The sequence below is a fragment of the Clostridioides sp. ZZV15-6388 genome (genome assembly GCF_020657755.1).
Lineage (GTDB): Bacteria > Bacillota > Clostridia > Peptostreptococcales > Peptostreptococcaceae > Clostridioides.
This window is the reverse complement of record NZ_JAGWCU010000037.1, coordinates 11,341-34,744: the sequence shown is the minus strand read 5'-3', so window position 1 is coordinate 34,744 and position 23,404 is coordinate 11,341. Positions and strand designations below refer to the sequence as shown.

26 protein-coding genes are annotated in these 23,404 nt (G+C 29.4%); 5 read left to right on the top strand and 21 right to left on the bottom strand.

All coding sequences use genetic code 11. The features are described from left to right. The coding region (locus KGF48_RS17050) for a hypothetical protein (RefSeq protein WP_227868304.1) at window positions 1-886 on the bottom strand (886 nt) is incomplete at its 3' end. A 169-nt stretch (window positions 887-1,055) separates the two neighbouring features. Here KGF48_RS17050 and KGF48_RS17045 point away from each other — a divergent pair. Both KGF48_RS17045 and KGF48_RS17035 read left to right on the top strand, forming a co-directional pair. Then, a complete protein-coding gene (locus KGF48_RS17045; RefSeq protein ID WP_227482658.1) occupies window positions 1,056-1,655 on the top strand; it encodes an ABC transporter ATP-binding protein in 600 nt (199 codons plus the stop codon). A gap of 403 nt (window positions 1,656-2,058) precedes the next feature. Beyond that, entirely contained in the window at window positions 2,059-3,657 is a 1,599-nt protein-coding gene (locus KGF48_RS17035; protein WP_227839438.1) for a peptide chain release factor 3, read from the top strand. 88 nt (window positions 3,658-3,745) lie between these two features. Here the strand turns inward: KGF48_RS17035 and KGF48_RS17030 are convergent, their stop codons facing one another. The 20 genes from KGF48_RS17030 to KGF48_RS16940 all read right to left on the bottom strand — a co-directional run bounded on the left by KGF48_RS17030 (window position 3,746) and on the right by KGF48_RS16940 (window position 19,918). After that, window positions 3,746-4,219, bottom strand: coding sequence for a cupin domain-containing protein (locus tag KGF48_RS17030; RefSeq protein ID WP_227841648.1), 474 nt, complete (start codon window positions 4,217-4,219; stop codon window positions 3,746-3,748). Window position 4,220: 1 nt separating this feature from the next. Then, window positions 4,221-5,312, bottom strand: a complete 1,092-nt coding sequence (gene eutH / locus KGF48_RS17025) for an ethanolamine utilization protein EutH (RefSeq protein WP_227868303.1) — start codon at window positions 5,310-5,312, stop codon at window positions 4,221-4,223. Between the two features lie 10 nt (window positions 5,313-5,322). Continuing rightward, window positions 5,323-5,448 carry a hypothetical protein gene (locus KGF48_RS20420; protein ID WP_255640451.1) on the bottom strand — a complete coding sequence of 42 codons (126 nt, stop codon included), beginning with the start codon at window positions 5,446-5,448 and terminating at the stop codon, window positions 5,323-5,325. Next, window positions 5,441-5,713 carry a EutN/CcmL family microcompartment protein gene (locus KGF48_RS17020; RefSeq protein WP_227839441.1) on the bottom strand — a complete coding sequence of 91 codons (273 nt, stop codon included), beginning with the start codon at window positions 5,711-5,713 and terminating at the stop codon, window positions 5,441-5,443. The genes KGF48_RS20420 and KGF48_RS17020 overlap by 8 nt, the downstream gene beginning before the upstream one ends. Window positions 5,714-5,725: 12 nt before the next feature. Then, on the bottom strand, window positions 5,726-6,451 hold the full coding sequence (locus KGF48_RS17015) for a TIGR02536 family ethanolamine utilization protein (protein ID WP_227839442.1): 726 nt from the start codon (window positions 6,449-6,451) through the stop codon (window positions 5,726-5,728). Between the two features lie 107 nt (window positions 6,452-6,558). Then, window positions 6,559-7,188: an ethanolamine utilization phosphate acetyltransferase EutD gene (gene eutD / locus KGF48_RS17010; RefSeq protein WP_227839443.1), complete on the bottom strand. Its 630-nt coding sequence runs from the start codon at window positions 7,186-7,188 to the stop codon at window positions 6,559-6,561. A 12-nt stretch (window positions 7,189-7,200) separates the two neighbouring features. Next, window positions 7,201-7,962, bottom strand: a complete 762-nt coding sequence (locus KGF48_RS17005; protein ID WP_227839444.1) for a cobalamin adenosyltransferase — start codon at window positions 7,960-7,962, stop codon at window positions 7,201-7,203. Window positions 7,963-8,088: 126 nt separating this feature from the next. After that, on the bottom strand, window positions 8,089-8,376 hold the full coding sequence (gene eutM, locus KGF48_RS17000; RefSeq protein ID WP_003423991.1) for an ethanolamine utilization microcompartment protein EutM: 288 nt from the start codon (window positions 8,374-8,376) through the stop codon (window positions 8,089-8,091). Window positions 8,377-8,455: 79 nt separating this feature from the next. Then, the gene (locus KGF48_RS16995; RefSeq protein WP_227839445.1) at window positions 8,456-9,925 is read right to left on the bottom strand and encodes an acetaldehyde dehydrogenase (acetylating); all 1,470 of its coding nucleotides are present in this window, start codon (window positions 9,923-9,925) and stop codon (window positions 8,456-8,458) included. 2 nt (window positions 9,926-9,927) lie between these two features. Next, on the bottom strand, window positions 9,928-10,635 hold the full coding sequence (locus KGF48_RS16990; RefSeq protein WP_227868302.1) for a BMC domain-containing protein: 708 nt from the start codon (window positions 10,633-10,635) through the stop codon (window positions 9,928-9,930). Window positions 10,636-10,644: 9 nt separating this feature from the next. Beyond that, the gene (gene eutL, locus KGF48_RS16985; RefSeq protein ID WP_003423987.1) at window positions 10,645-11,298 is read right to left on the bottom strand and encodes an ethanolamine utilization microcompartment protein EutL; all 654 of its coding nucleotides are present in this window, start codon (window positions 11,296-11,298) and stop codon (window positions 10,645-10,647) included. Between the two features lie 19 nt (window positions 11,299-11,317). Beyond that, entirely contained in the window at window positions 11,318-12,199 is an 882-nt protein-coding gene (gene eutC, locus KGF48_RS16980) for an ethanolamine ammonia-lyase subunit EutC (RefSeq protein ID WP_227839447.1), read from the bottom strand. 12 nt (window positions 12,200-12,211) lie between these two features. Further along, window positions 12,212-13,576 (bottom strand): ethanolamine ammonia-lyase subunit EutB, encoded by a 1,365-nt coding sequence (locus tag KGF48_RS16975; protein WP_227828058.1) that lies wholly within the window; start codon window positions 13,574-13,576, stop codon window positions 12,212-12,214. Between the two features lie 17 nt (window positions 13,577-13,593). Further along, window positions 13,594-15,027: an ethanolamine ammonia-lyase reactivating factor EutA gene (gene eutA / locus KGF48_RS16970; protein WP_227839448.1), complete on the bottom strand. Its 1,434-nt coding sequence runs from the start codon at window positions 15,025-15,027 to the stop codon at window positions 13,594-13,596. A 192-nt stretch (window positions 15,028-15,219) separates the two neighbouring features. After that, a complete protein-coding gene (locus KGF48_RS16965; protein ID WP_227868301.1) occupies window positions 15,220-16,617 on the bottom strand; it encodes a histidine kinase N-terminal domain-containing protein in 1,398 nt (465 codons plus the stop codon). Next, a complete protein-coding gene (locus KGF48_RS16960) occupies window positions 16,610-17,185 on the bottom strand; it encodes a response regulator (protein WP_227828061.1) in 576 nt (191 codons plus the stop codon). The genes KGF48_RS16965 and KGF48_RS16960 overlap by 8 nt, the downstream gene beginning before the upstream one ends. A 145-nt stretch (window positions 17,186-17,330) precedes the next feature. Next, window positions 17,331-17,780, bottom strand: a complete 450-nt coding sequence (locus KGF48_RS16955) for a EutP/PduV family microcompartment system protein (protein ID WP_227828062.1) — start codon at window positions 17,778-17,780, stop codon at window positions 17,331-17,333. A 7-nt stretch (window positions 17,781-17,787) separates the two neighbouring features. Then, entirely contained in the window at window positions 17,788-18,138 is a 351-nt protein-coding gene (locus tag KGF48_RS16950) for a BMC domain-containing protein (protein ID WP_169466896.1), read from the bottom strand. 241 nt (window positions 18,139-18,379) lie between these two features. After that, entirely contained in the window at window positions 18,380-19,510 is a 1,131-nt protein-coding gene (locus KGF48_RS16945) for a 1-propanol dehydrogenase PduQ (RefSeq protein WP_227868300.1), read from the bottom strand. A gap of 231 nt (window positions 19,511-19,741) precedes the next feature. Next, window positions 19,742-19,918, bottom strand: coding sequence for a hypothetical protein (locus KGF48_RS16940; RefSeq protein ID WP_227839450.1), 177 nt, complete (start codon window positions 19,916-19,918; stop codon window positions 19,742-19,744). 352 nt (window positions 19,919-20,270) lie between these two features. On the opposite strand from KGF48_RS16940, the gene KGF48_RS16935 reads away from it, so the two are divergent. Genes KGF48_RS16935 through KGF48_RS16925 form a run of 3 tightly spaced genes read left to right on the top strand, consistent with a single transcriptional unit; the run spans window position 20,271 to window position 22,865 of the window. Then, entirely contained in the window at window positions 20,271-21,866 is a 1,596-nt protein-coding gene (locus KGF48_RS16935) for a recombinase family protein (protein WP_227868299.1), read from the top strand. 17 nt (window positions 21,867-21,883) lie between these two features. Then, window positions 21,884-22,075, top strand: coding sequence for a hypothetical protein (locus KGF48_RS16930; protein ID WP_255287799.1), 192 nt, complete (start codon window positions 21,884-21,886; stop codon window positions 22,073-22,075). Beyond that, window positions 22,065-22,865: an ABC transporter permease gene (locus KGF48_RS16925; RefSeq protein ID WP_227828066.1), complete on the top strand. Its 801-nt coding sequence runs from the start codon at window positions 22,065-22,067 to the stop codon at window positions 22,863-22,865. Before KGF48_RS16930 ends, KGF48_RS16925 begins: the two co-directional genes overlap by 11 nt. Window positions 22,866-23,404: the final 539 nt, after the last annotated feature.

The following is a 23,404-nucleotide window of genomic DNA, read 5'->3' as shown; positions in this document are numbered from 1 at the left end:
GAATTTCCTTATTTATATTATCTTGATTATCATACTTATCAAACAGTTTCACAAATTTTACATTTAAAATATTAAACTGTTTATCTAATTTTCTTACACTTTGGTCAAATGTCTTAATAGAACTTTGAGAGCCTTCTAAAAGACTTTTTAAAGCTTCTATTCCACTGATAAATTCGTCATTAAAATCATTTAAGTCTTTAGATATTTTATCAAATTTTTCAATAGCTTCTATAGACTTGCTTATTTGTTTTATTGTATTTTTTACTTCTTCTACTTTTAAGTCCATTCTTTCTGATTTAATATGAGTTACCTCAGATGTCAGTAGATTCTCAGATTTTAACATTATTTGTATCAAAACATGTTCACAGTCTTTTATCTTTGTAAAATATCCTATAATTAGAGAAAATACCACTCCAAATATACTAGTTGTAAATGCAGTTTGCATGCTACTAATAGTCGAAGGAAGTGAATTTATAATATCTTTAGTATCAACACATAAAAGCATTGTAGAAAGCCCAACAAAGGTACCTAAAACTCCAAGTAATATACTTATTGAAGATGAATTTTTTATGCTTCTAATTTTTTCTAATATTGGTAAGTTATTATATTTTAAATCTGATACAACTTCTTCTACAAATGAAGTTATATTTACATCAGCATAAGGATTTTCTTTACTATATGTATAGTAATCATTCCTTATTTTGCTATAAAACACACTCGTTTTATAGTCTCGGTTGATTTCTTCTAGTTTTGAACTTACAAACAAATACAACTTGTTGTTTTCTACAATTTTAAAAATAGAATACAAAGTTATTGCAAGTAAAAATAATATAGTTATTGGATTAGTAAATATTGACTCTATCAAATTAGTTATTATGTTACTCAATTTTATCCCCTACCTTATAATTTATTTATCTCTAATTTATACGTACAAGTTACTAAGAAAATACGTAAATAAACAAAATATTTATATTATATTTATGAAAAATGGTACAAATAGGTTGTAATGTTAATAACATAATATATACGAGCTAAAAGTTATAGGGGGTGGCATGATGAATGACAACATAGTAGAAGTTAAAAATATCAATATGAACTTCTACACTAAGGAAGGCGAACTTGAAGTATTAAAGGATGTAAATTTTAATTTGAAAGAAGGCGAAATACTAACATTACTCGGACCTTCTGGAAGCGGAAAATCTACAATTTTAAATATTCTTACTAATCTTTTAAAACCAACTAGCGGTGATGTAAAGATTACTGGAAATATTGGATATATGTTTCAAAAAGATAATCTGCTTGAATGGAGAAATATAATGGATAATATAACTATTGGTTTGGAAATTCAAGGAAAAAAAGACAAAAAATCTTTAGATAGAGTTGAAGAGCTTTTAAAGACTTATGGACTATGGGATTTCAGAAGCATGTATCCTAAAGAATTATCTGGTGGTATGAGACAAAGAGTTGCTCTTATTAGGACACTTTCTGTAAATCCAGATGTTTTACTTTTAGATGAACCTTTTTCAGCTCTTGACTATCAAACTAGATTGTTGGTTTGTGATGATGTTTATAGTATTATTAAAAATGAAAATAAGTCTACTATTTTAGTTACACATGATATTGGTGATGCGCTTTCTATAAAAGTGCAACTTTAGAAATTAATCTATTTTTTTGTTTAAATCCATCCATTTAGATTCTAACTCTTTTATCATATTATCCTCTATTCTTACTCCAAATGATTTAATGCTCTAATACTGGTTATTCCATGATTTAATAATGAATATAATGAAATATTATGTGCTTTAATATCCCAACAAATGAGTCTTCCAAATATGCGGGAGTTTCCTGGTGGTAAAGTTGAAAAAGATGAGTCTCTTGAGAGTGCAATTGAGTGTGAAATAAAGGTTTCTATATTGACAGTTTTGCAATAAAGTTATAATATTAATAGGATTGTAGTTTTTTATAGCATATGGAAAATTATGTTCATTTTAAAACTATTAATAAATATAATTTTTTATATTTGGATAATCGTAAAATTAAAATAAAGGATGATAAAAAATGACAGAACAAAATTTAAGCTTGATTGATGAAGTTAAAAGAAGAAGAACCTTTGCAATCATTTCCCATCCCGATGCAGGAAAAACTACATTAACTGAAAAGTTTCTATTATATGGTGGTGCCATTCGTGAAGCAGGATCGGTTAAATCAAGAAGATCTCAAAAACATGCAGTATCTGACTGGATGGAAATTGAAAAACAAAGAGGTATATCTGTTGCATCAAGTGTTCTTCAATTTGAATATAATAACTTTTGTATAAATATTCTTGACACTCCAGGGCATCAAGATTTCAGTGAGGACACTTATAGGACTCTTATGGCAGCAGACTGTGCAGTAATGGTTATTGACTCTGCTAAAGGTGTCGAGGATCAGACAAAGAAATTATTCCAAGTTTGTAAAATGAGAGGAATACCAATTTTTACTTTTATAAATAAAATGGACCGTCAAGGAAAGGATCCCTTTGAACTACTTGAAGATATTGAAAATGTTCTAGGAATTCGCTCTTGCCCAGTAAACTGGCCAATTGGTTCTGGTAAAGAGTTCAAAGGTGTGTTTAATCGTCATAAAAACCAAGTTGAACTATTTGATGATGGTAACCATGGACAATCTATTGCTAAGTCTACAACTGGAGATATATCTGATGAAAGATTTAATACTTTATTAGGTGATGCTCTTCATGAAAAACTACTAGAAGATATTGAACTTTTAGATATTGCTGGAGATAATTTTAATTTAGACGGAGTATTAAATGGTGAATTGACACCTGTGTTCTTCGGAAGTGCCCTTACTAACTTTGGTGTAGAACCATTTTTAGAATCGTTTCTAGAAATAACACCTCCGCCAAATCCTCGTAGCAGTAATTTAGGTGATATTGACCCTAATTCTAATAGCTTCTCAGGATTTATATTTAAGATTCAAGCTAATATGGATAAATCTCATAGAGATAGAATTGCATTTTTAAGAATTTGCTCTGGTAAATTTGAAAAAGGTATGACAGTAACTCATGTACAAAGAAACAAAAAGGTTAAACTTTCACAACCTCAACAGTTTGTAGCACAAGACCGTGTTATAATAGATTCAGCTTATCCAGGTGACATTATAGGGATACATGATCCAGGAATATTTAATATTGGTGATACATTAAGTGAAAAAAAATCAAATTTACAGTACACTGGCATACCACAATTTGCTCCTGAACATTTTGTAAGAGTATCTACAAAGAATGCTCTTAAAAGAAAACAGTTCTTAAAAGGTCTTACACAATTATCAGAAGAAGGTACTATACAGATATACAAACAACCTAATTTTGGTATGGAAGAACTTATTGTAGGAGTAGTTGGAGTTCTTCAATTTGAAGTTTTAGAATATCGTCTAAAACAAGAATATGGTGTTGATATGATAATGAACACACTACCTTATCGTTATATACGTTGGATTGAACCTGATACTTTTAAATCGGATAAGCTTTCAATACCAATGGATACAATATTAGTTGAAGATAAAAATAGCAATCCAGTATTGTTATTTCAAAATGAATGGTCTATTAGACATCTAATTGAGAGAAATGAAAATGTAGTTTTAAGAGAAACTTCTCTATAAAAAATAAATGTTAATCCCCCTACGTCTATTTTTAAACGTAGGGGGATTAACATTTATTTGATTATTATTAACTTAATTCAGTTTCTTGTTAATTTTGAGATGCCCAATCTGCTGGATATGTTACATATATAAATCTAGCATAATCAGGTACAGAAAATTGTATTTTACTTCCTTTTGGTATAAATATTAACTCACCTGAAGAAGCAGAAACCTTTCTTCCATCTATTAATATATCTAAAGTTCCATCTATTACATAATCTATTTCATCATAGTTTAGAGTCCAGTCAAAAGTTGTTTCCTTCATTTCCATCATACCACAACCTAATCTTGGGCTTTCCTCTAATGTAAATAAATCTTTTGTGTAAACTACATCGCTTGGGTTTCCTGTATCTAATCTATCAGATTCACTAACCTTTACAGTTGGTAATTTTATAGAAGTTATTCCACTAACATCTTTATTTCTAACAAAATCTACAGTATCTTTAGTTCCATTTATTTTTTCTTCTATTATTTGTCTTACTAATGTTTCAATTAAGTTTTTATCTATATTTGCTATATCCATCTTATACATTCTCCTTCTTTAATGTCTTACTTGCTATAACCATAGCTAATAAGACTGCTGTTATACCACCAATTAATTTAGCAACTATCATTGGTGTTATCATATTAGCATTAAATCCTGCTGTAAATCCTAAGTGGTCTCCAAATACGAATGCTGCTGATACAGAAAATGCTACGTTTATTATCTTTCCTCTATTATCCATATCTTTCATCATACCAAACATTGGTATACAGTTAGCTAAACTTGCAACAAGCCCTGCAGCTGATACATCATTCATTCCAAGAACTTTTCCTAAAGCCATTAATGGTTTATTAAATACCTTTGTTATAACAAATACTAATGGGAATGCTCCTGCTAAAACTATTGCAATATCTCCAACTATTTCTATACCTTCACCTATTGGCTTCATTCCAGGTATTACAACTATCCCTGTTAAGGCTTCAACTATTGCAGCAGCAAGTCCTAAAGTTATAACTATCACTACACCCTTTCCAAAATATGTAAATCCTTTTATCATAGCATTTTCAAATTTCAATAATCCAAGTGCTATAACGACTGCAAATATTATTATTGGTATCAAGTTCCTAAGAACCATCATTACTTCAAATCCTGCAACTAATCCACCAACAAATGCTCCAATAGGTATTGTTATTATCCCTGCAAGTATTCCTGTTGCTAAGAATTTTTGGTCTTCTTTTTCAATTATTCCAAGTGCAACTGGTATTATAAACACTATTGTAGGTCCCATCATAGCACCTACTATTAAGCCTCCAAATAATCCAGCATTAGGGTCTTTTGCAAGCTCAAGGGCAAGTGGTGCACCACCCATATCATTAGCTAACAAACTTCCAGCAAACATAGCTGGGTCAGCTCCAAGCATATCAAACACTGGTACTACAATTGGTCTTAATACATCAGCAAGAACTGGTGCTAGACATATAACACCTACCATTGCAACTGCAAGTGAACCCATTGCCATTATACCTTCTTCAAATTGTTCTCCAAGACCAAATTTACTACCTATACATTTATCTATAGCCCCAAGTACCATGAAGACTGCCATTACATAGATTATAATTTCATTTATACTCATAGTTCCCCCATTATTTTATTAGATTTTTTATTATTTGACTGTCTACTGATGATATTACAGTCTTATATATTGTGAATTTAATTTCTATACCTTTATCTATACTTTTAAACTCTATAGTGCCTATACTTTTATTCATCAAACACTTCAAATGAATCGACTACTCCAACTATCGTTGCATCTACTGGAACATGAACTTTTTCAATCGATTCTCTAGCTGAGGAACCTTTGGATATAAGAACTAAGTCTCCATTTCCTGCTCCTGCATTATCGGCTGCAACCATGAAGCCTTCCTTGTACGTGTCTTTAGTTTTTAAAATTTTTACAACTAAAAGTTTTTGACCACATAATTTTTCATCTTTTCTTGTGGCCCAAACATTACCTACAACTTTTCCTATATCCATAAAATTACCTCCTTACACTTTCTTTAGTTTGAGATGGTGTATTTTCATAAAGTCTACAGCTAATGGCGTTATTATACTTTTTTTATTAACTAGTATATTTTTAACTCCATTTATAGTTGGTTTTCTTAAGTCAGCTTCTGATATAAGTTTTTTATTTCTTAAATCTAAACTAAATTCAGTATCTATCTTCATACTTTCTACATTGTTTAGACTTTCTATATCTTTATTTAAAGCTTTTGTATTTTCTTTTTTAGAAACTATAGCACTTGATACTTCACTTTTTATACTTAACTTATTTTTATTTATAGTATTTAAGTCTTTTATAATTTCTACACCAAATTTACATATTTCATCTTCAAAGAACATAAACTTCTTATATAATGCTTTTGGTGCAGTATCCTTATATTTTTTGTATTCAATTCCTTCATCTAAGAGATATACTTTCTTACCCTTCATAATCATTTTTAGTATAAATCTTTCTTCTTCACTTGTTGAATTCCCAAGTGCTATGTTTGATAATCCTCTCATACAAAGTTTCGAAACTATCACTATTTCACACTCTTTTGTACTTCTATCAAATTCAACTATTTCAAATTCATCTTTTAATAAGTTAAATTTACTACTATCCTGTTCAAATACAATTACAGCTTTAGGTTTACTAGATACTTTCAATTCATTATTGTTTATTTTTTTATAAACTTCTTCTATTATTAGATTTACAAGGTCATCATAATTCATATTTAATCCTCCCTAGAGGTATTTTCTATATTCATCTTTCATACTTTTATGTATTTTTAATACTTCCAACATTGTATATAGTAAATGAAATTAGAAGTTAAATTAATTTATGCTTTCTTTATTATTTTAGCAACAGTCCCTTTTGAATAGCCACATGCATTGGCTTCATCATAATCTATGTGCATGTAAGTTTTAAAGATGTCACTAACTCTTATTACTACATCATCAAATGTTAAAGGTCTCTGACCCATTACCTTAGCTTCAACTATTTCTTTATCACATACATTGAATTTTTCAGCATCCTTAGGAGTCATGTGTATGTGTCTTTTAGCAACCATTAACCCCTTATCAAGTTCAACTTCATCATGTTGTGTTGATATTTTAATACTTAAAGTACCTTCTAAGTCTCCACTTTGTTTTATAGGAGCTTTTAATCCAAGAGTTGAACCATCTGTTAAAGATATTTCTACCTGAGTTTCATTTCTACATGGCCCAAGTACAACTACATTTTTTATACTTCCTTTAGGACCAGTTATTGTGACTCTTTCCTTACAAGCATATTGACCTGGTTGAGATAAGTCTTTTAATTTTGTAAGAGTATATCCTTTACCAAATAATTTATCTACATCTTCTCTACTTAAGTGAACGTGTCTTCCTGATGCCTCAACTTCTATGAATGCTTCTTTTTTAACTCTATTTATTACTTCTTCTACTATTTCATTTAATAGACTCTCCATTGCGTCCTCCAACTACTTATACTTATTAGTTCTAACTTTATATATCATTATCCAAAATACTGACGATAATCTATTAAGTGCCTTTATTAAATCTTCTCTTTGAACATTTCCGTACTCACCTTTAAATGCTTCGTAAGCTGCAAGTTCAACCTCTCGTGTATTGCTTCTTATACTATTTATAGCTACTACTACTTCTCCCATTTCATAACTTGGGAACTCATGTCCTATACCAAAGTATTTTTTAGGATAGTGAGATTGTTCTCTAAGTTCTTGTGGAGTCAATCCTAAAAGTTTAAAATCTTCTAGTTTTTCTTCTAAAACCTCACATCTCATTATATTTCTTACAAAGTCTAATACCTCTTGTAATTCCTTAACAAGCTTTGGCATACCTAGTTTTTGGCAAAGAATCTGTGCTTTTAGTATTTCTGATTCAAGAGAATCTATTTTACCTCTTAGTATTATTCTTTTATGGTCTTTAAAAACTAAAAGATTTCCATTTAATTGAGTCATATGTTCTGGTTTTTCATCCAATTTAGCACCAAATACAGTAGTATATTTATATGTTTTCTCTTTAACTACTTCTTTTATAACTTCTTTGGGTTCATTATTTATATCTGAAAGCTTATCAATATATTTGAGTTCAATACTTCTCTCAGTTAAATAAGATTTTGCAGAAGGAGTTATTATCTGTCCTTTTTCTATATAGAATTCAGTTACATTGTCTTTGTTTTTTCCTATTTTTCTTTTTATTTCGTTTTCTGTTAAAACACCCATTTTATCACATCTCCTATTAGATGTATAAAAAAGGCTACCTCAAAATACATTGAGTTTATTAGTAAGACTCATTTTTGAGATAGCCTCTTTTTTAATCAAAATTTAAATTTTAAAATTGCATTTATATTACTCAGCTGATACTTTTGGTAATATAGCATCTACTTCAAAATGTGGTCTTGGTATAACATGAACTGATATTAGTTCTCCAACTCTCTCAGCAGCTGCAGCTCCAGCATCTGTAGCAGCTTTAACAGCTCCAACATCTCCTCTTACCATTACAGTAACTAATCCTCCACCTACTTGTTCTTTTCCTACTAATTGTACATTTGCAGCTTTAACCATTGCATCTGCTGCCTCTATCGCTCCTACTAATCCTTTAGTTTCTATCATTCCTAATGCGTTTGCACTTGCCATAATCTTATCCTCCAAAAATTTAATTTTATAGTTTTTATTTTTAGAAATTTATAGCTATAAATTTCATTGTTTGTTTTAGTTATGCTAGTTCTTTGACTAATCTTTGAACTAGAAGATTTATTAATTCTTCTTTATCCATTGAGTCAAACATTGATTTTTCAACTTGAGATGTATCTCTTCCAAGTTCTTCTATTTCTTTGATTCCATAAGCTACTCTTTTAACATTTATTAAGTCAAGTGGACCTACATTGTTTGAAGTTGAACTTCCACCTATTGCACCACAACCAAGTGTTAGTGCTGGCACAAGGTTTGTTGATGCACCTATTCCTCCAAGTGCTGAAGGAGTATTCACAAGTATTCTTGATACTGGCATGTTAAGAGCAAATCTCTTTACCAACTCTTCATCATTTGCATGCATTGAGAAGGTATGACCTGCACCTTCATTTAGTAATATTTCTCTACATCTATTCATAATAGCCTCTACATTTTCTTCAACATAGAACGCTAGTATTGGTGTAAGTTTTTCTCTTGAATAGGCTACATTATGACCAACTTTATTTTCTCTTGCAACGAGAACTTTTGTATTTTTAGGTACATTTGTTAAATCTGCTAAATTTGATATTACCTCAACACTCTTACCAACTATTTGTGGATTCATAGTACCATTAGCTCTCAATATGAATTTTGCTAATCTCTCACTTTCTTTTTCATTTAAAATATACGCACCTTGATTTTTAAGTTCTTTTAAAACAGTTTCTTCCATAGATTTTTCTATTATTATAGATTGTTCTGATGCACATATAACACCATTATCAAAAGTTTTAGAATCTATTATTCTTTTGACTGCTAACTTAACATTTGCTGATTTATCTATAAACGCTGGGCCATTTCCAGGTCCAACTCCGATAGCCGGTGTTCCTGAAGAGTAAGCAGCTCTAACCATTGCTTCTCCTCCAGTTGCTAATATTAAGTTTGTATCTTTATGTTTCATTAATTCATTAGTTCCAACTATACTTGGATTAGTTATACATAATATTGAATCCTCTGGAGCTCCAGCCTTTATAGCTGCGTCACTTATTATATTAACTGTTTCAAGTATGCATTTTTTTGCATTTGGATGTGGAGAGAAAACTATAGTATTTCCTGCCTTTAAAGATATTATAGATTTGTATATTACTGTTGATGTTGGGTTTGTTGAAGGAATAAGACCTGCCACAACTCCAACTGGTGTAGCTATATCTATCGTATTTGCTTCTTTATCTTCACCAATTATTCCAATAGTTTTTGTATCTTTTAGAGTTTCATAAACTCCCATGGATGCAAAAGTATTTTTAATTACTTTATCTTCCCATTTTCCAAACCCAGTTTCTTCATTTGCCATTTTAGCTAATTTAGTAGCATTATTAAATGTTGCATTTGCAACAGCTTTTACTATTTTATCTATTTGCTCTTGGCTCATTTTAGAAAGTTTCTCTTGAGCCACTTTAGCTCTTTTTACAAGAGTTCTGACTTCTTGTATAGATACTAAATCTTTATCTAAAAGTGTCATAACTATCTATCCCCTCTGCTAAGCTTTTTAACTAAGTTTATCAATTCTTCTTTTTTAAGAACATTTAAATCTTTATAAGTTATTGAAGAGTCTAATTTCTTAGCCATAGCTTTAAGTTTTTTCACGCTGTTCTTTGATAAATCATCTCTATCAAAATCAGAATTTTCTATTTTGACTTGTTCTAATACTTCTTTATTATCATTAGTATTTTCTATTTTTTCCTCATTAGTTTCTGTTAAACTATCATCAACTACTTCAATTTCTTTGTTAATTTTATTTATATCACTATATAGTTTTTCATTATTATTTTCACTATTTTCAGTGCCATCTAAAATTACATTATCTTTTTCCGATAAATTTTTCGATACATTATCAGTTATTTCTAATGTAATCTCAAAGTTTTCCTCTGTATCTTCTGAAACTTCACAGACTTTAGGTTCTTTATTTTTAAATAAAGCATCGGTTACTTCATTATGTATTCTTGGTATAATATGTGATGCTCTTAATGTACCAATTCTAGAAACTGCTATTTCACCTGCTTCTAGAGCTGATTTAACAGCACCAACATCTCCACATATTGTTAAAGTAACAATGCCTGCTCCAACCTTATCAATTTCTAAGATATTAACATTTGCAGATTTTAAACAAGCATCAGAAGCTTCGATTGCAGCAACATATCCTATTACTTCTATTAAGCCTACAGCATCCATTTAATTATCCTAGAATCCTGTTGGATTATCTGCAACTGATTTTACTGCTTCTGCAAATGCATCACATGCTGCTTTACAGGCCGATTGAGAACCTGTAAGTAATGCTCCACCAAAGTTTGTTTCAGTTGGAGGTGCAAATAATTCGCACATCTTAACATCTGCTGCCTTCATTGCTGCATCCAGCGCATACATTGCTTCAAGTGGCGGTGCTACTAAATAAGCTAATGCCTCACCTTCTCTTATTCCTGCTACTTCTGAAAGGTATGTACCTGTTCTTGATACACAGTGAGCATAATATGCTATTGAATCATCATCATTTGCACTTATAAAAGTTGCTCCATATTCTAGAAAATCAACTACTGCATTTAGACCACTTCTTACTTCTGCTGGACTTGGTCCTGCTATTATCCCTAGTACTTCACCAGCAAGCTTTGTTGAAGCATTTGCAGCACCTGCATACATTGATTTTGCATACACAACATCAACTTCTGAAGCTTTAGTTGCTTCATCAAGAGCTGTGTATGTAACATCATCACAGTCTGCAGTTATTAAACCTAAACTTTTGTGATGTGATTTTAGTTCTAGTTTTTGTGCCATTTCTGGACTTATATTTGAAATTATCTTAATTCCTAATATATTAGGACGAATTACATCGTTTTTCATATTCTACACTCCCTCGACTTTATTTAAGGTCTATTCCTGAAGCTTTTTTATCTAACATAGTTTTTATAAGTTCAGCTATATGAGCACCTGCTTCAACTGCAGTTGTTCCACCTTTGTGAATGTTTGATATAACTGTTCTCTTTGCTTCTGCCATTCCTATATATGGCTTATATGCTATATATGCTGACATTGATTCAGCAGTAACTAATCCTGGTCTTTCTCCAACCAACATACATATAACTTCACAACCTAATTCTTCACCTAAGTGGTCCATAGCACCAACTCTACAATGTTTAACAAATAAAATTTCACTTGAATCTATTCCGTACATTTTTAGACCTTGTTTTATAGCTGGCACGCAGTCTTTTAAGTTTGCTTCTATAGCTGCTGAACTAAGCCCGTCTCCTACTAACATCAAAACCCTTTGATTTGTTCCAAGTTTAGATTTTATATTATTTATAGTTTCTGGAGAGAATTTTCTTCCTAAATCTGGTCTTGTTAAGTATTCATCTTTATCACTACATAAAGTTTCTACTGCAAACATATTGTTTTCTTTTATAAATTCTTCATCTACATAAGAGAAAACAGCATCTTGTGCAGCAGCATGGTCTGCTCTAAATCTTAAAACTGTTTCTGTTTTATATCTAGTACCAGCTCTTCCTATACCTATTCTTGCAGGCGTTTTAGACTTCATATCTAAATAAGCTTCTGCGTCCTTTGGATTTTTTACTAGCAATTGCTTTCTTATATCAACTTCTGTTATGTCATCTATACAAGCATCATTATCTATTACAACTTCAGTCACTTTTTTAACAGTTTCAGATACAACATTAGTATCTAATTCTCCAACCATTTGCCCAACTAACTGTTCTACTAATGCTTTTAAATCCTTCTCATTCATACTAAATACCTCCTATCCTAATAATAGAGATGCGTCTCCCGCTAAATCTGTTAATTTACCATCTTTAGAGAATCCCATCTTTTCCATCCAAGCATCAAATTCTTTTATTGCTGTTAGTCCAAACATTTCCCTAAGTGATGCTGTTTCATGGTATCCTGTTGTTTGATAGTTAAGCATAACATCATCTCCATGAGGTATTCCCATAAAGTATGTACATCCTGCTGTTGTTAGTAATATAGCTAAGTTTTCCATATCATTTTGGTCAGCTTTCATATGGTTAGTGTAGCAAACATCAACACCCATTGGTAATCCATGTAATTTACCCATAAAATGGTCTTCAAGTCCTGCTCTTACAACTTCTCTAGCATCATATAAATATTCTGGTCCTATAAATCCAACAACTGTATTTACTAAGAATGGTTCATACTTTTTAGCAAATCCATAGCATCTAGCTTCCATAGTAACCTGGTCTATTCCATGATGTGCTTCTGAAGATAATTCTGAACCTTGTCCAGTTTCAAAATACATGACATTAGGTCCTGTAGCTGTTCCGTGTTTTAAAGCTAATTGTCTAGCTTCTTCTATAGTATCGCCATTGAATCCAAATGCTTCATTTCCTTTTTCAGAACCTGCTATAGATTGGAATATTAAATCTGCAGGAGCACCATTTCTTATCGCTTCCATTTGTGTAGTAACATGGGCTAATACACATGTTTGAGTTGGTATTTGATATTTTTGCTTTACCTCTTCAAATCTTTTTAATACTTTAGTAACACTTTCAACCGAGTCATCAACTGGGTTTAATCCAAGCACTGCATCTCCTATACCAAAAGTTAGACCTTCAAGAAGCGATGCAAGTATTCCATCTGGGTCATCTGTTGGATGATTAGGTTGAAGTCTTGCTGATAATGTTCCATGTTCTCCTATAGTTGTATTACAGTGGGCTGTAACCTTTATCTTCTTAGCAGCATAAACTAAGTCCATATTTGACATTAGTTTTGCAACTGCTGCGATAATCTCAGAAGTTAACCCTCTTGATATTCTTCTTATATCAGCACTTGTAGTATTTGAATCTAATAACCATTCTCTAAGTTCAGATACTGTCCAGTCCTTTATTTCTGCATAAACTTTTTCATTTACAGCATCTTGTATTATTCTTGTTACTTCATCTTCTTCATATGCTACTGCAGGATTATTTCTTATATCCTCTAGTTTTATATGTGATAAAACAACTTTTGCTGCTATCCTTTCTTCAGCTGATTGTGCTGCAAGACCTGCTAATTTATCTCCTGATTTTTCTTCATTAGCTTTAGCCATTACATCATATAAGCCTTTAAACTGATAAGTACGTCCAAATAATTTTGTCTTTAAAATCATTTACTTACCCCCTTCTATTAATTAAAAACTAATGTTTTTATTACCACAGGTAAAACCTTACCTTCAACTATAGGTTTTCCAATGTCAATATAATCTCCATTTTCAACCTTTACACTATCAATACAAACAATATCTTTTTTATAGTTCAATAATGCATATATTGCTTGACCTAGCACCTTTGCCATATCATTTTCAACGATTACCACAAAAGGCAAATTATTTTCTATAATTTGTTTCATTCCATCTACAAATCCTTTAGCATACTCTTGTATATCTAAAAAAGTAGGATTTTTCTTGCCTATCATAGCTATAGCAACTTTCTGTAAATCATTTTCCAATTTGAACCAGTTAAGTTTATTTTCTATGGCTTGACTAATCTGTTTTGAAGTACCAATCTCTTCATCAACTGATAATTTTAAAACTGGTAAATTTTTAATTGGGAATGACTCCCTAGTGTAGGTTATTGTACTTCCACTTACTTCAGTAGTGTGAGAACCTGCACCAACCACTGTTGCTCTTATTGTTTCTATTGATTTGACTACATTTACTTTTTTAAGGTATTCGCAATTTTTTATTGCTTGCCCAAGTAAAATTCCCAAATCACCATATTCAAAATAATTCTTTACTTCTCCATTGTAGTAAATATAATCTGCTACTCCACCTGAGAATGAAACATTTTTAATTTTTTCATCTATACTTATTGACTTATTAGTTATTATAAAATCAAATAAAGGCGTTTGAGATTTTAATCCTATACTTTCCATTAATAAATTAACCATTATATTAACTATTGGTTTTGTATTTTCTATTGTAGCTACAGTTCCTACTTGAAGATTTAAGTTATTATCTTTTATGATTTTATCTATTTTAGGCGAAATATAAGTTATCTTCTTACTTGCTTTATCTACCTTTATAAGCCTTCCACCTATATCCAAACACCCAGTATCAGTTACTTCTCCCCTTTTAAATGAAGCTATGTTACTAGTTCCCCCACCTATGTCTATATTTACAATTGTAGTTGAATGTTCTTTTGAATAAATATGAGCCCCTGCTCCTTTTCCTGATATTATACTTTCTAAATCAGGTCCTGCTGTTGCAACGACAAAGTCTCCAGCAAATCCACTTAAAGTATGAAGTACATCATTTGCATTTTCTTTTCTAGCTGTTTCGCCAGTTATTATTACTGCTCCTGTATGTATATCTACTTTAGATATATTTGCTTTTTTATATTCATTTTCAACTATTTCTTTTATTTGTTGTCCATTTATTTCTTTGTTTGAAATAAGAGGAGTAAAATAAACTTTACTTTTATAAATAATTTCCTTGTCTACTATACTTATCCTAGGTACCGAAAAATTTGATTCAGTATTTTCTACTATTAATTTAGAAAAAATCAATTGAGTAGTACTTGTCCCAATGTCAATACCAACACTTAATAATTCTTCTCTCATTTTCTCACCTCCTAAAATTTAAGTATGTCTTAAACAAGCAAAGAGGCTTAAAGCTATAATAAATATTTGTTAAATCAAATATATTTATAAGTTTTATAAATATATTTGATTAACTTAATCTATTAATAACTTTAAGCCTCTTTGCTCAATTAAAACTACTACCTTGTAGATGAGTTATTATCTAATATTAATTTATGTAGGTATAGTAATTAACACTTCGGTTCCATTTTTACTGCTCTTTCTTTTTATACTTCCTTTTAGCATTTGAGTTATATAACTATCTATTATATATGTTCCTAAACTATTTTTATTTATATTATCACTATCAAATCCAATTCCATCATCTATAATAGCGATATTTCTCAAACCATTATCTTTATTTACTAATATCTGTATATTACCACGTTCTCTATTCTTGAAAGCATGGTCATAACAGTTTTGTAGTACTTCATTTATAACTAAAAGTATGGCTGTTGCTTTTTCTCCACTAATTTTAAAGTCTTCACCTGTTATACATATATCGATATCTTTATTAAACAGATATCCGCCTTGAATATTTGATACTAATAAATTTATACCTTCTAATATAGATATATTATTATCGATTTCCTTAGATAATAAGTAATGAGTTGAAAGAATTGCAAACACTCTATTTGTTATATTATCTAGACATTGTTTAACTTCCTCGTTTTGAGACAATCTACTTTGTTTTTTTATTATAGATATTACTGTGTGAAGATTGTTTTTTACTCTATGATGAGTTTCTCTTATAGCTACTGTTTTTAAAATTAGTTCTTCTTCTTTTCGTTTTAAATCACTTATATCTTGTACTATTTTACAAACCTTAAATTCATCATCTTTGATGTATATGGTTTTTATTTTAAAAAACATATTACCTATTGAAACTTCATTTGTTTCATCATAATTCTCATCTATCAATATATCTTCAAACACTGTATGCTCTATGTATAAATCATTGTAATGCATATCTTGTATATCACATTCAAACCCAATACTTTTATACATGTCAGTTGCAATACGATTTTTAATTTTCAGCTTTCCATTTTTATCAAATATAAGTATAGCAGAATTTAAATTATCAACTAAAAAGTCATTATTTTCTATCAATTTTATAAACTGATGTGAATTTTTATTTTCTTCATCTTCATTAGTGTCAAACTCATTTTTAACTTCACTACTTATATCTTTTTCAACTATTAATACTGCTAGAATTTTGTCATCCAATGTTATTGGTTGAATATTCTGTTTAACCAGTTTATATTCTTGTGTTAAAGCCTTAATATCTCGCGCTCTTTCTCCAGTATTTAAGCACTTTATAACTCCTGGTTCATTTTCAATTAGAGCTTTTTTTCCTATAACATTTTCACAGTATAATGACTTTTCTTTAGGTCTACCATGTGCCACCACAATTGCTTCATCATCACATTTACTTAATACATCTATAAAAACATCAGCCTCATAAAAGTTAGCCATTAAATCTAAGGATTTTGATACTTCTATAATTTTTTCAATTTCATTTTTATTTAAGTATGTTTGTGTAATTGCTATTTTTTTTATCGTATTAATCATCGTACCCTATTATAATCATTTTAGCAATTTCCATCATTGAAGTTCTTTTATCCATACTTAATTTTCTTATTATATTGTATGCTTCATCCTCAGAAACTTTAAACTCTCTTATAAGTATACCTTTTGCTCTTTCTATTAACTTTCTTTCATTTAATTTAGAATTTACTTTCTCTAAATCTTTTTTCATTCTTTCAAATTCATTTACTTTATTTAAACACATTTCTATAGTTGGTATAAGTGATTTTTCACTTGCTGTCTTTACTAAATATCCATAAGCACCTATACTTTTAGCTTTTTCTATGTATTCTTTATCTTCAAATGAAGTTAATAAAAGTACTCCACCTGCTAGATTTTCCTTACATATTATTTTACCTGCCTTTATACCATCAAGAATTGGCATTTCTATATCCATTATAACTAAATCAGGCTTATGTTTTTTACACATTTCAACAGCTTCAAACCCATCGCATGCTTCTCCTATTATTTCATAACCATTATTTTCTAGGACATCTTTTATATCCATCCTTAACAGTGGTTCATCATCAACCAATAGTATTTTTTTCCCCATGTTCCTACCTCACTTAAAGATTAAATCTTCTTAAAATAGTTTTATATATTTTTTTATGTTTTTATAAAATGCTAAATTTATATTTTATTTAACTCTCTGTTTAATTTAATTCTATCATAGTTTTGAGTTAAAAAAATATTTTCCCCTAAATTTCGTCTATTTTTTTAGATTTTTCTAGATATTCAAACAATTTTTCAAGTCCTATACCATCAATTGTATCTATTTTAAATATTTGACTTGCTCCTGCTAGTGATAATCGTTCATAAGCTATATTAATTTCATCTTCAGTAGACATATTTATTTTGGTTATAATTCCTATTACATCTTTACAAAACATACTTGCAAATCCTGGTGCTATATAATTTTCTTCTTGTGTAGCATCATATACTATTGCTATAATTTTTGCATCTACAGATGTTGTTATCAATGCATTGTACAAGCTTCTATTTTCCATATATTCACCTGGAGTGTCTATTGCATCATTGTAAAGTTCTACTGATTGGGTTTTCTTGTATTTCAATTCCAATTGGTCTAGTTTTTGGCACAAAGTGGTTTTACCACTTCCTGTTTTTCCCATAAAAATTATATTTTTCATTGTATTATTATGTCCTTGTTATTTTAGTAGATGAGAAGTTCAACATATTTCCTAAAACTTCTAAAACATCATTTAATGCTGATTCTACAGAACTTACATCACCTGATATTACTACAGAACCACTAAATCTATCTATAAACCCCAAAGATACATTTGAAGATTTTGTAGCAACATCTGCTGCTATTATTGATGCTTCACTTGGTGTTATTGTGAGTATTCCTATCGCATCTTTTTTATCAAGCACTAATCCTAATTTCTTATATATATCTTCATTAGGATTGGCTATTATATGTGCCAATGTAACCTGTTTTCCAGGAACATATTCTTGAATAACTCTTTGCTTAGATTCTTCAGCCAAATTTATTCCCTGCTTTCTTTAAGTATAGTTTATTAAAAAATTACTTGCTAAAAATAAAAGGAGCTCCATAAGAATAATATTAATATTCCTAAGAAGCTCCATTGCTTTTTTACTAAAATATCACACCTTTGTGATACTTTTATTATAGTTTTCTGCTTTATATTTGTCAATATATAATTTATATTTTTAAAAACATTTTCCCTATTTGTATAATATTATGTTTACATGTAATAAAATGTAGTTATTTAATATTATTTAATATGTTTATTATATCCTCTTCAGTTGGTACCTTAGGGTTGGTTAATGTACAAGTATCTTTTATGGCAAGCCTTGCTATTTCTCTCTCTTCATTAATTATATCTTCTAAACTTAATTTACACTCTGTCAATTTAGTTGGCATATTCATTTCTTTTTGCAGTTTCTTTATTTCATTTACTAAGTTTTTAACAGCTATTCTTATATTACCATTACCAAATCCTACTAATTCTGCTATTTGTGCATATTTTATAGCTGTATCTGAGTAAGCTATGTTGGTATATCCTATTATTGATGAATTATATTCTATAACATGTGGAAGTAATATTGAGTTTGTTCTTCCATGTGGTATATGAAATTTTCCGCCTAATACATGCGCTATAGAATGATTTATACCAAGTGATGTTTGGTTAAATGCCATACCTGCTAAACAAGATGCATTGTGCATTTTTTCTCTAGCTTTTATATCATTTCCATCTTTGTATGCTTTTAATAAATATTTAAATACTAATTTTATAGCTTTTTCAGCAAGTGCATCAGAAAAATCATTAGCATTTGTGGATACATAAGCCTCTATTGCATGTGTTAATACATCCATACCTGTATCTGCTGTTATAAAATTTGGTACAGTTTTTACAAGTTCTGGGTCTAGTATTGCTATATTTGGAAGTAAATCATCACTTACTAATGGATATTTACACCCTTTTTGATTATCTGTTATTACAGAAAATGATGTTACTTCTGAACCTGTTCCACTTGTTGTTGGTATTGCTATAAATTCTATATCAGTAGCATTTAATATTTTTTTAGAAAAATCCATTATAGATTTTGCAGCATCTATCGCAGAACCTCCTCCTAATGCTATTATTATATCTGGATTCATAGATTTAAATTTTTCTACTCCTGCTACTATTGTTTCTATTGGTGGGTCTGGTACTATTTCTTCAAAAACTTGATATGTTGAATTTATTAAGTTAAATGTTATTTTATCTATTGTTTTTGATTTAACCATAAATGGGTCTGTTATTATTAATACATGTTTATCTTTTAATTCTTGTAGTGCTTTTAATGCTCCTTCTCCAAATTTTATTTTGGTTTTAATTTCAAAGTTATTCAAATTTATCTCCTCCTTAAATTCAATGCACAAAAAAGCTCCATAGATAAAATCTATGGAGCTCCTTTGCTCTTTTAACACTTCATTGTGTTATATTAAAATATACTATTTGATTAATCTAATGTCAAGTTAATAGTATATAAAATACATCTAGGTATTTTCTCATTTGCATATCTCATTTGCATATCTCTTTTTTATATTTAATCTTTAATTTTCTAAATCAATAATCGAAATTTATACATCAGTTTTACTTACTTTTAAGTCTTCTTCTAAAGTATTAAAAGCTTTATCCAAAACTTCTTTAGAATATTTTTTGCTTACTATATTTACAAACCATCTAGCTTTAGCCATTTCTATTTCATTAAGTTTAGCCTCATCTTTAGGAAAAATCTCTATAACTTTGATTTCCATACACAAACCTCCTACAAAGTTTTTGCTATAAGCCTTAATTTTAAAAATTCTTCCTTATAAAATCATTTAGATTATAACTTTTTATATTAGTTTATGAAGTTATAGATTTGTCCTGATACAACTAAGTACTAAATTTAATGTATCTGCTGATTATTTACTAGATTTTTCGTGATATAGAAGTAAAACCTAATAGACTGATAAAACTGATTTAGAATTTGAAAAGCAAAGAAATAAAAGAAATAAGTAGTCATATATTATAAAGAATAGATTTATGATATTGTTAAAAGTTATGGTATTTTTTTAGCATTGAATACAATATAAATAACTACCTAACTTATAGGAGGTTTTAATTTTGAAAGCTGCAATTTATTCAAGAAAATCAAAGTTTACTGGTAAAGGTGAATCTATAGAAAATCAAATACAACTATGTATGGACTATGCTAAGTCTGTTGGTATAAAAGATTTTTTAATATATGAAGATGAAGGCTTTAGCGGTGGTAATATAGATAGACCTCAATTTAAGAAAATGATGCAAGATGCGAAAGCAAAAAAGTTTGATTATCTTGTGTGCTATAGATTAGATAGAATATCAAGAAATGTATCTGACTTCTCTACTTTAATAGAAAAACTAAATAAACTAGATATATCTTTTATATCTATCAAAGAGCAATTTGACACTTCTACCCCAATGGGAAGAGCTATGATGTTTATATCTAGTGTATTTGCACAGCTTGAAAGAGAAACAATAGCTGAACGTATAAAAGATAATATGTATGAACTTGCTCGTACTGGAAGATGGCTAGGTGGTAAAACTCCTCATGGATTTAGCAGTAAAAAGATTAAATACTTAGATGAAAACCTAAAAGAAAGAAGCATGTATCAGTTAGAAGTTAGTGATGGTGAAATGGAAGTTGTTAAAATAGTTTATGCTAAGTATCTAGAACTTAGGTCTCTATCTCAATTATACAAATATGTTTATCACAATGGAATAAAGGGTCCTCGTGGTGGTAAATTTGACCCTAGTTCATTATCTGGTATACTTAGAAGTCCTGCTTATGTGAAAGCTAATGATGTTGTTGTAGAATATCTTAGAAATAACAATATGGAAGTTATCGGTACTCCTGATAATGAATGTGGAATACTTACTTATGCTAAAAATACATCTACACCTATAGCAGCTATTGCTAAACATAAAGGAATTATAGATTCTACTACTTGGCTTGAAGTTCAAGGTTTACTTGATGCTAATCGTGATAAGAGTCCAAGAACTGCTACTGGTAAAGTTGCTTTATTATCAGGACTTTTAAAATGTTCTAAGTGTGGTTCTAATATGAGAATTACTTATAAAGGTAAACGAACTGATGAAGAATTAAAGTATTATTATGTATGTGGTACTAAAAAGAATCTCGGTGTTGATGCCTGTAATTGTAAAAATCTTAATGGGCCTTTAGTTGAAGATATTATTATTGAAAGAATTAAAAATTGTAATGTTGAATCTATTATAGATGCTTTTCATGAAAATAAGATTAAAGTTGATGATGTATCAAATAGCGTTAAAAATGAGATTGATTTATTTAGGAATTCTATTGAGGATAAGGAAAAGAGCATTGGGAATTTGGTTATGGAGCTTGCTAAAAATACTGGTAGTGTTGCTTCTGATTATATTATCTCTCAGATTGAAAGTTTAAATAATGAAATTGAAGAATTAAAGGTTAGGTTTAGAAACTTAGAAGATAAAAGTGTTGATATTAAAAATGCCAGTGTTAATTTAGATATTGTTGTTAGTAATTTAGAAAAGTTTAATGATATGGTTGATAATGCTAATCTGGATAATAAGAAGTTATTGCTTTCTACTCTTGTTGATTCTATAGTTTGGGATAGTTCTAGTGGTACTCTTAGTATTGTTTATATGGGTGCTGACATGGATGACTTAGTTTCTGTTGTCTGATAGGTCGCACTTCTGTAGTGATGGCAGAAGCAATAAGCATATCAGATAAAGTTGCAATACTATCTAAAAGACCAGCTACTATAAAAAATATTTATGACATTGAACTTAATATGGATGGAACAAAAACGCCTCTCAAAACACGTAAGGTTCCCGATTTTCAAAAGTATTTCGACATATTATGGAAGGAGCTAGATACACATGAGGCTTAATAAAAGATCTGAAGGATATATAAACTATATTAAAGGTGTAAAAAGAGAAAAAAGAAATGTATTATTTTATCAACTATTAATTTTAATTGGTTTTATTATAATTTGGGAGATTTTAGCTGATTTAAATGTTATAAATACTTTTCTATTCAGTAAACCAAGTGATATTTACAATTTGTTTATTCAATATGCATCTAGTGGCCAACTATTTAAACATATTGGAGTATCTGTATATGAAACAGTTCTTGGTCTTGTTATAGGAACTGTTTTAGGTATTCTAGTAGCAATTGCTCTTTGGTGGTCAGAAAAATTATCAAAAATATTAGACCCATTTTTGGTAGTTTTAAATGCTCTTCCTAAGACTGCTTTAGCTCCTATAATTATAGTTTGGGTTGGTGCTGGAATAGAAGGAATTGTAGTAACAGCTGTAACTATTTCTGTTGTTGTTACCATACTTTCAGCCTATAATTACTTTATTAATATAGATGAAGAAAAAATTAAGATGTTAAAGAGCTTTGGAGCTAGCAAATCACAAATCCTATTTAAACTTATATTACCTGCAAATACAGGAAATTTAATAAACTTAACTAAGATTAATATTGGTATGGCTTGGGTAGGTGTTATAGTAGGAGAATTTTTGGTATCAAGATATGGAATAGGATACTTGATAGTTTATGGTAGTCAAGTATTTAAGCTAGATTTGGTAATGATGGGCGTATTTGTATTAGCTATTTGTGCATGGGCAATGTATGCTGTAGTCAACATTATCGAAAAAATATACAATTCTAGATAAATAAAAAATCTTATTTAGTAAATTTAATCATACTAGTATTTATATACTATAGGATAGTTTTTTAGAAGTACTCTAATTGTAAAATCAAAAAATTATAACTATATAACTTTAATATTTGAAACTGTAGGAATATTTGTGAGAAATATAAAACAAATTTACCTACAGTTTTTAGTGTATAAAATCAGTAAAACAAGTTAGATTTTTACTGATTTTATTACATAAATCCAATAGCACAATTCATCTTTCTATAATATCTGGAAATGTGTCATACAATCTTATTTTTTATTGAGTATATTATAAAGTAATAGAACAATTAAAATACCGATTACCCTATTTTGCAACTTACACAATTGTATATGAAAGACAAAAAATAATTACTATCAAATTCATAATTTTAAGGCTTAATGCATATAATTATATGTCGGTTAAAGGCGTATGAAAATAAAAGGAATTCATAAGTTATATGTTGTATAGATATTGTAGATGTAATATGTAAGAAATTTCAGCACTATTTATATTCTATACAAAAAGATATTTGA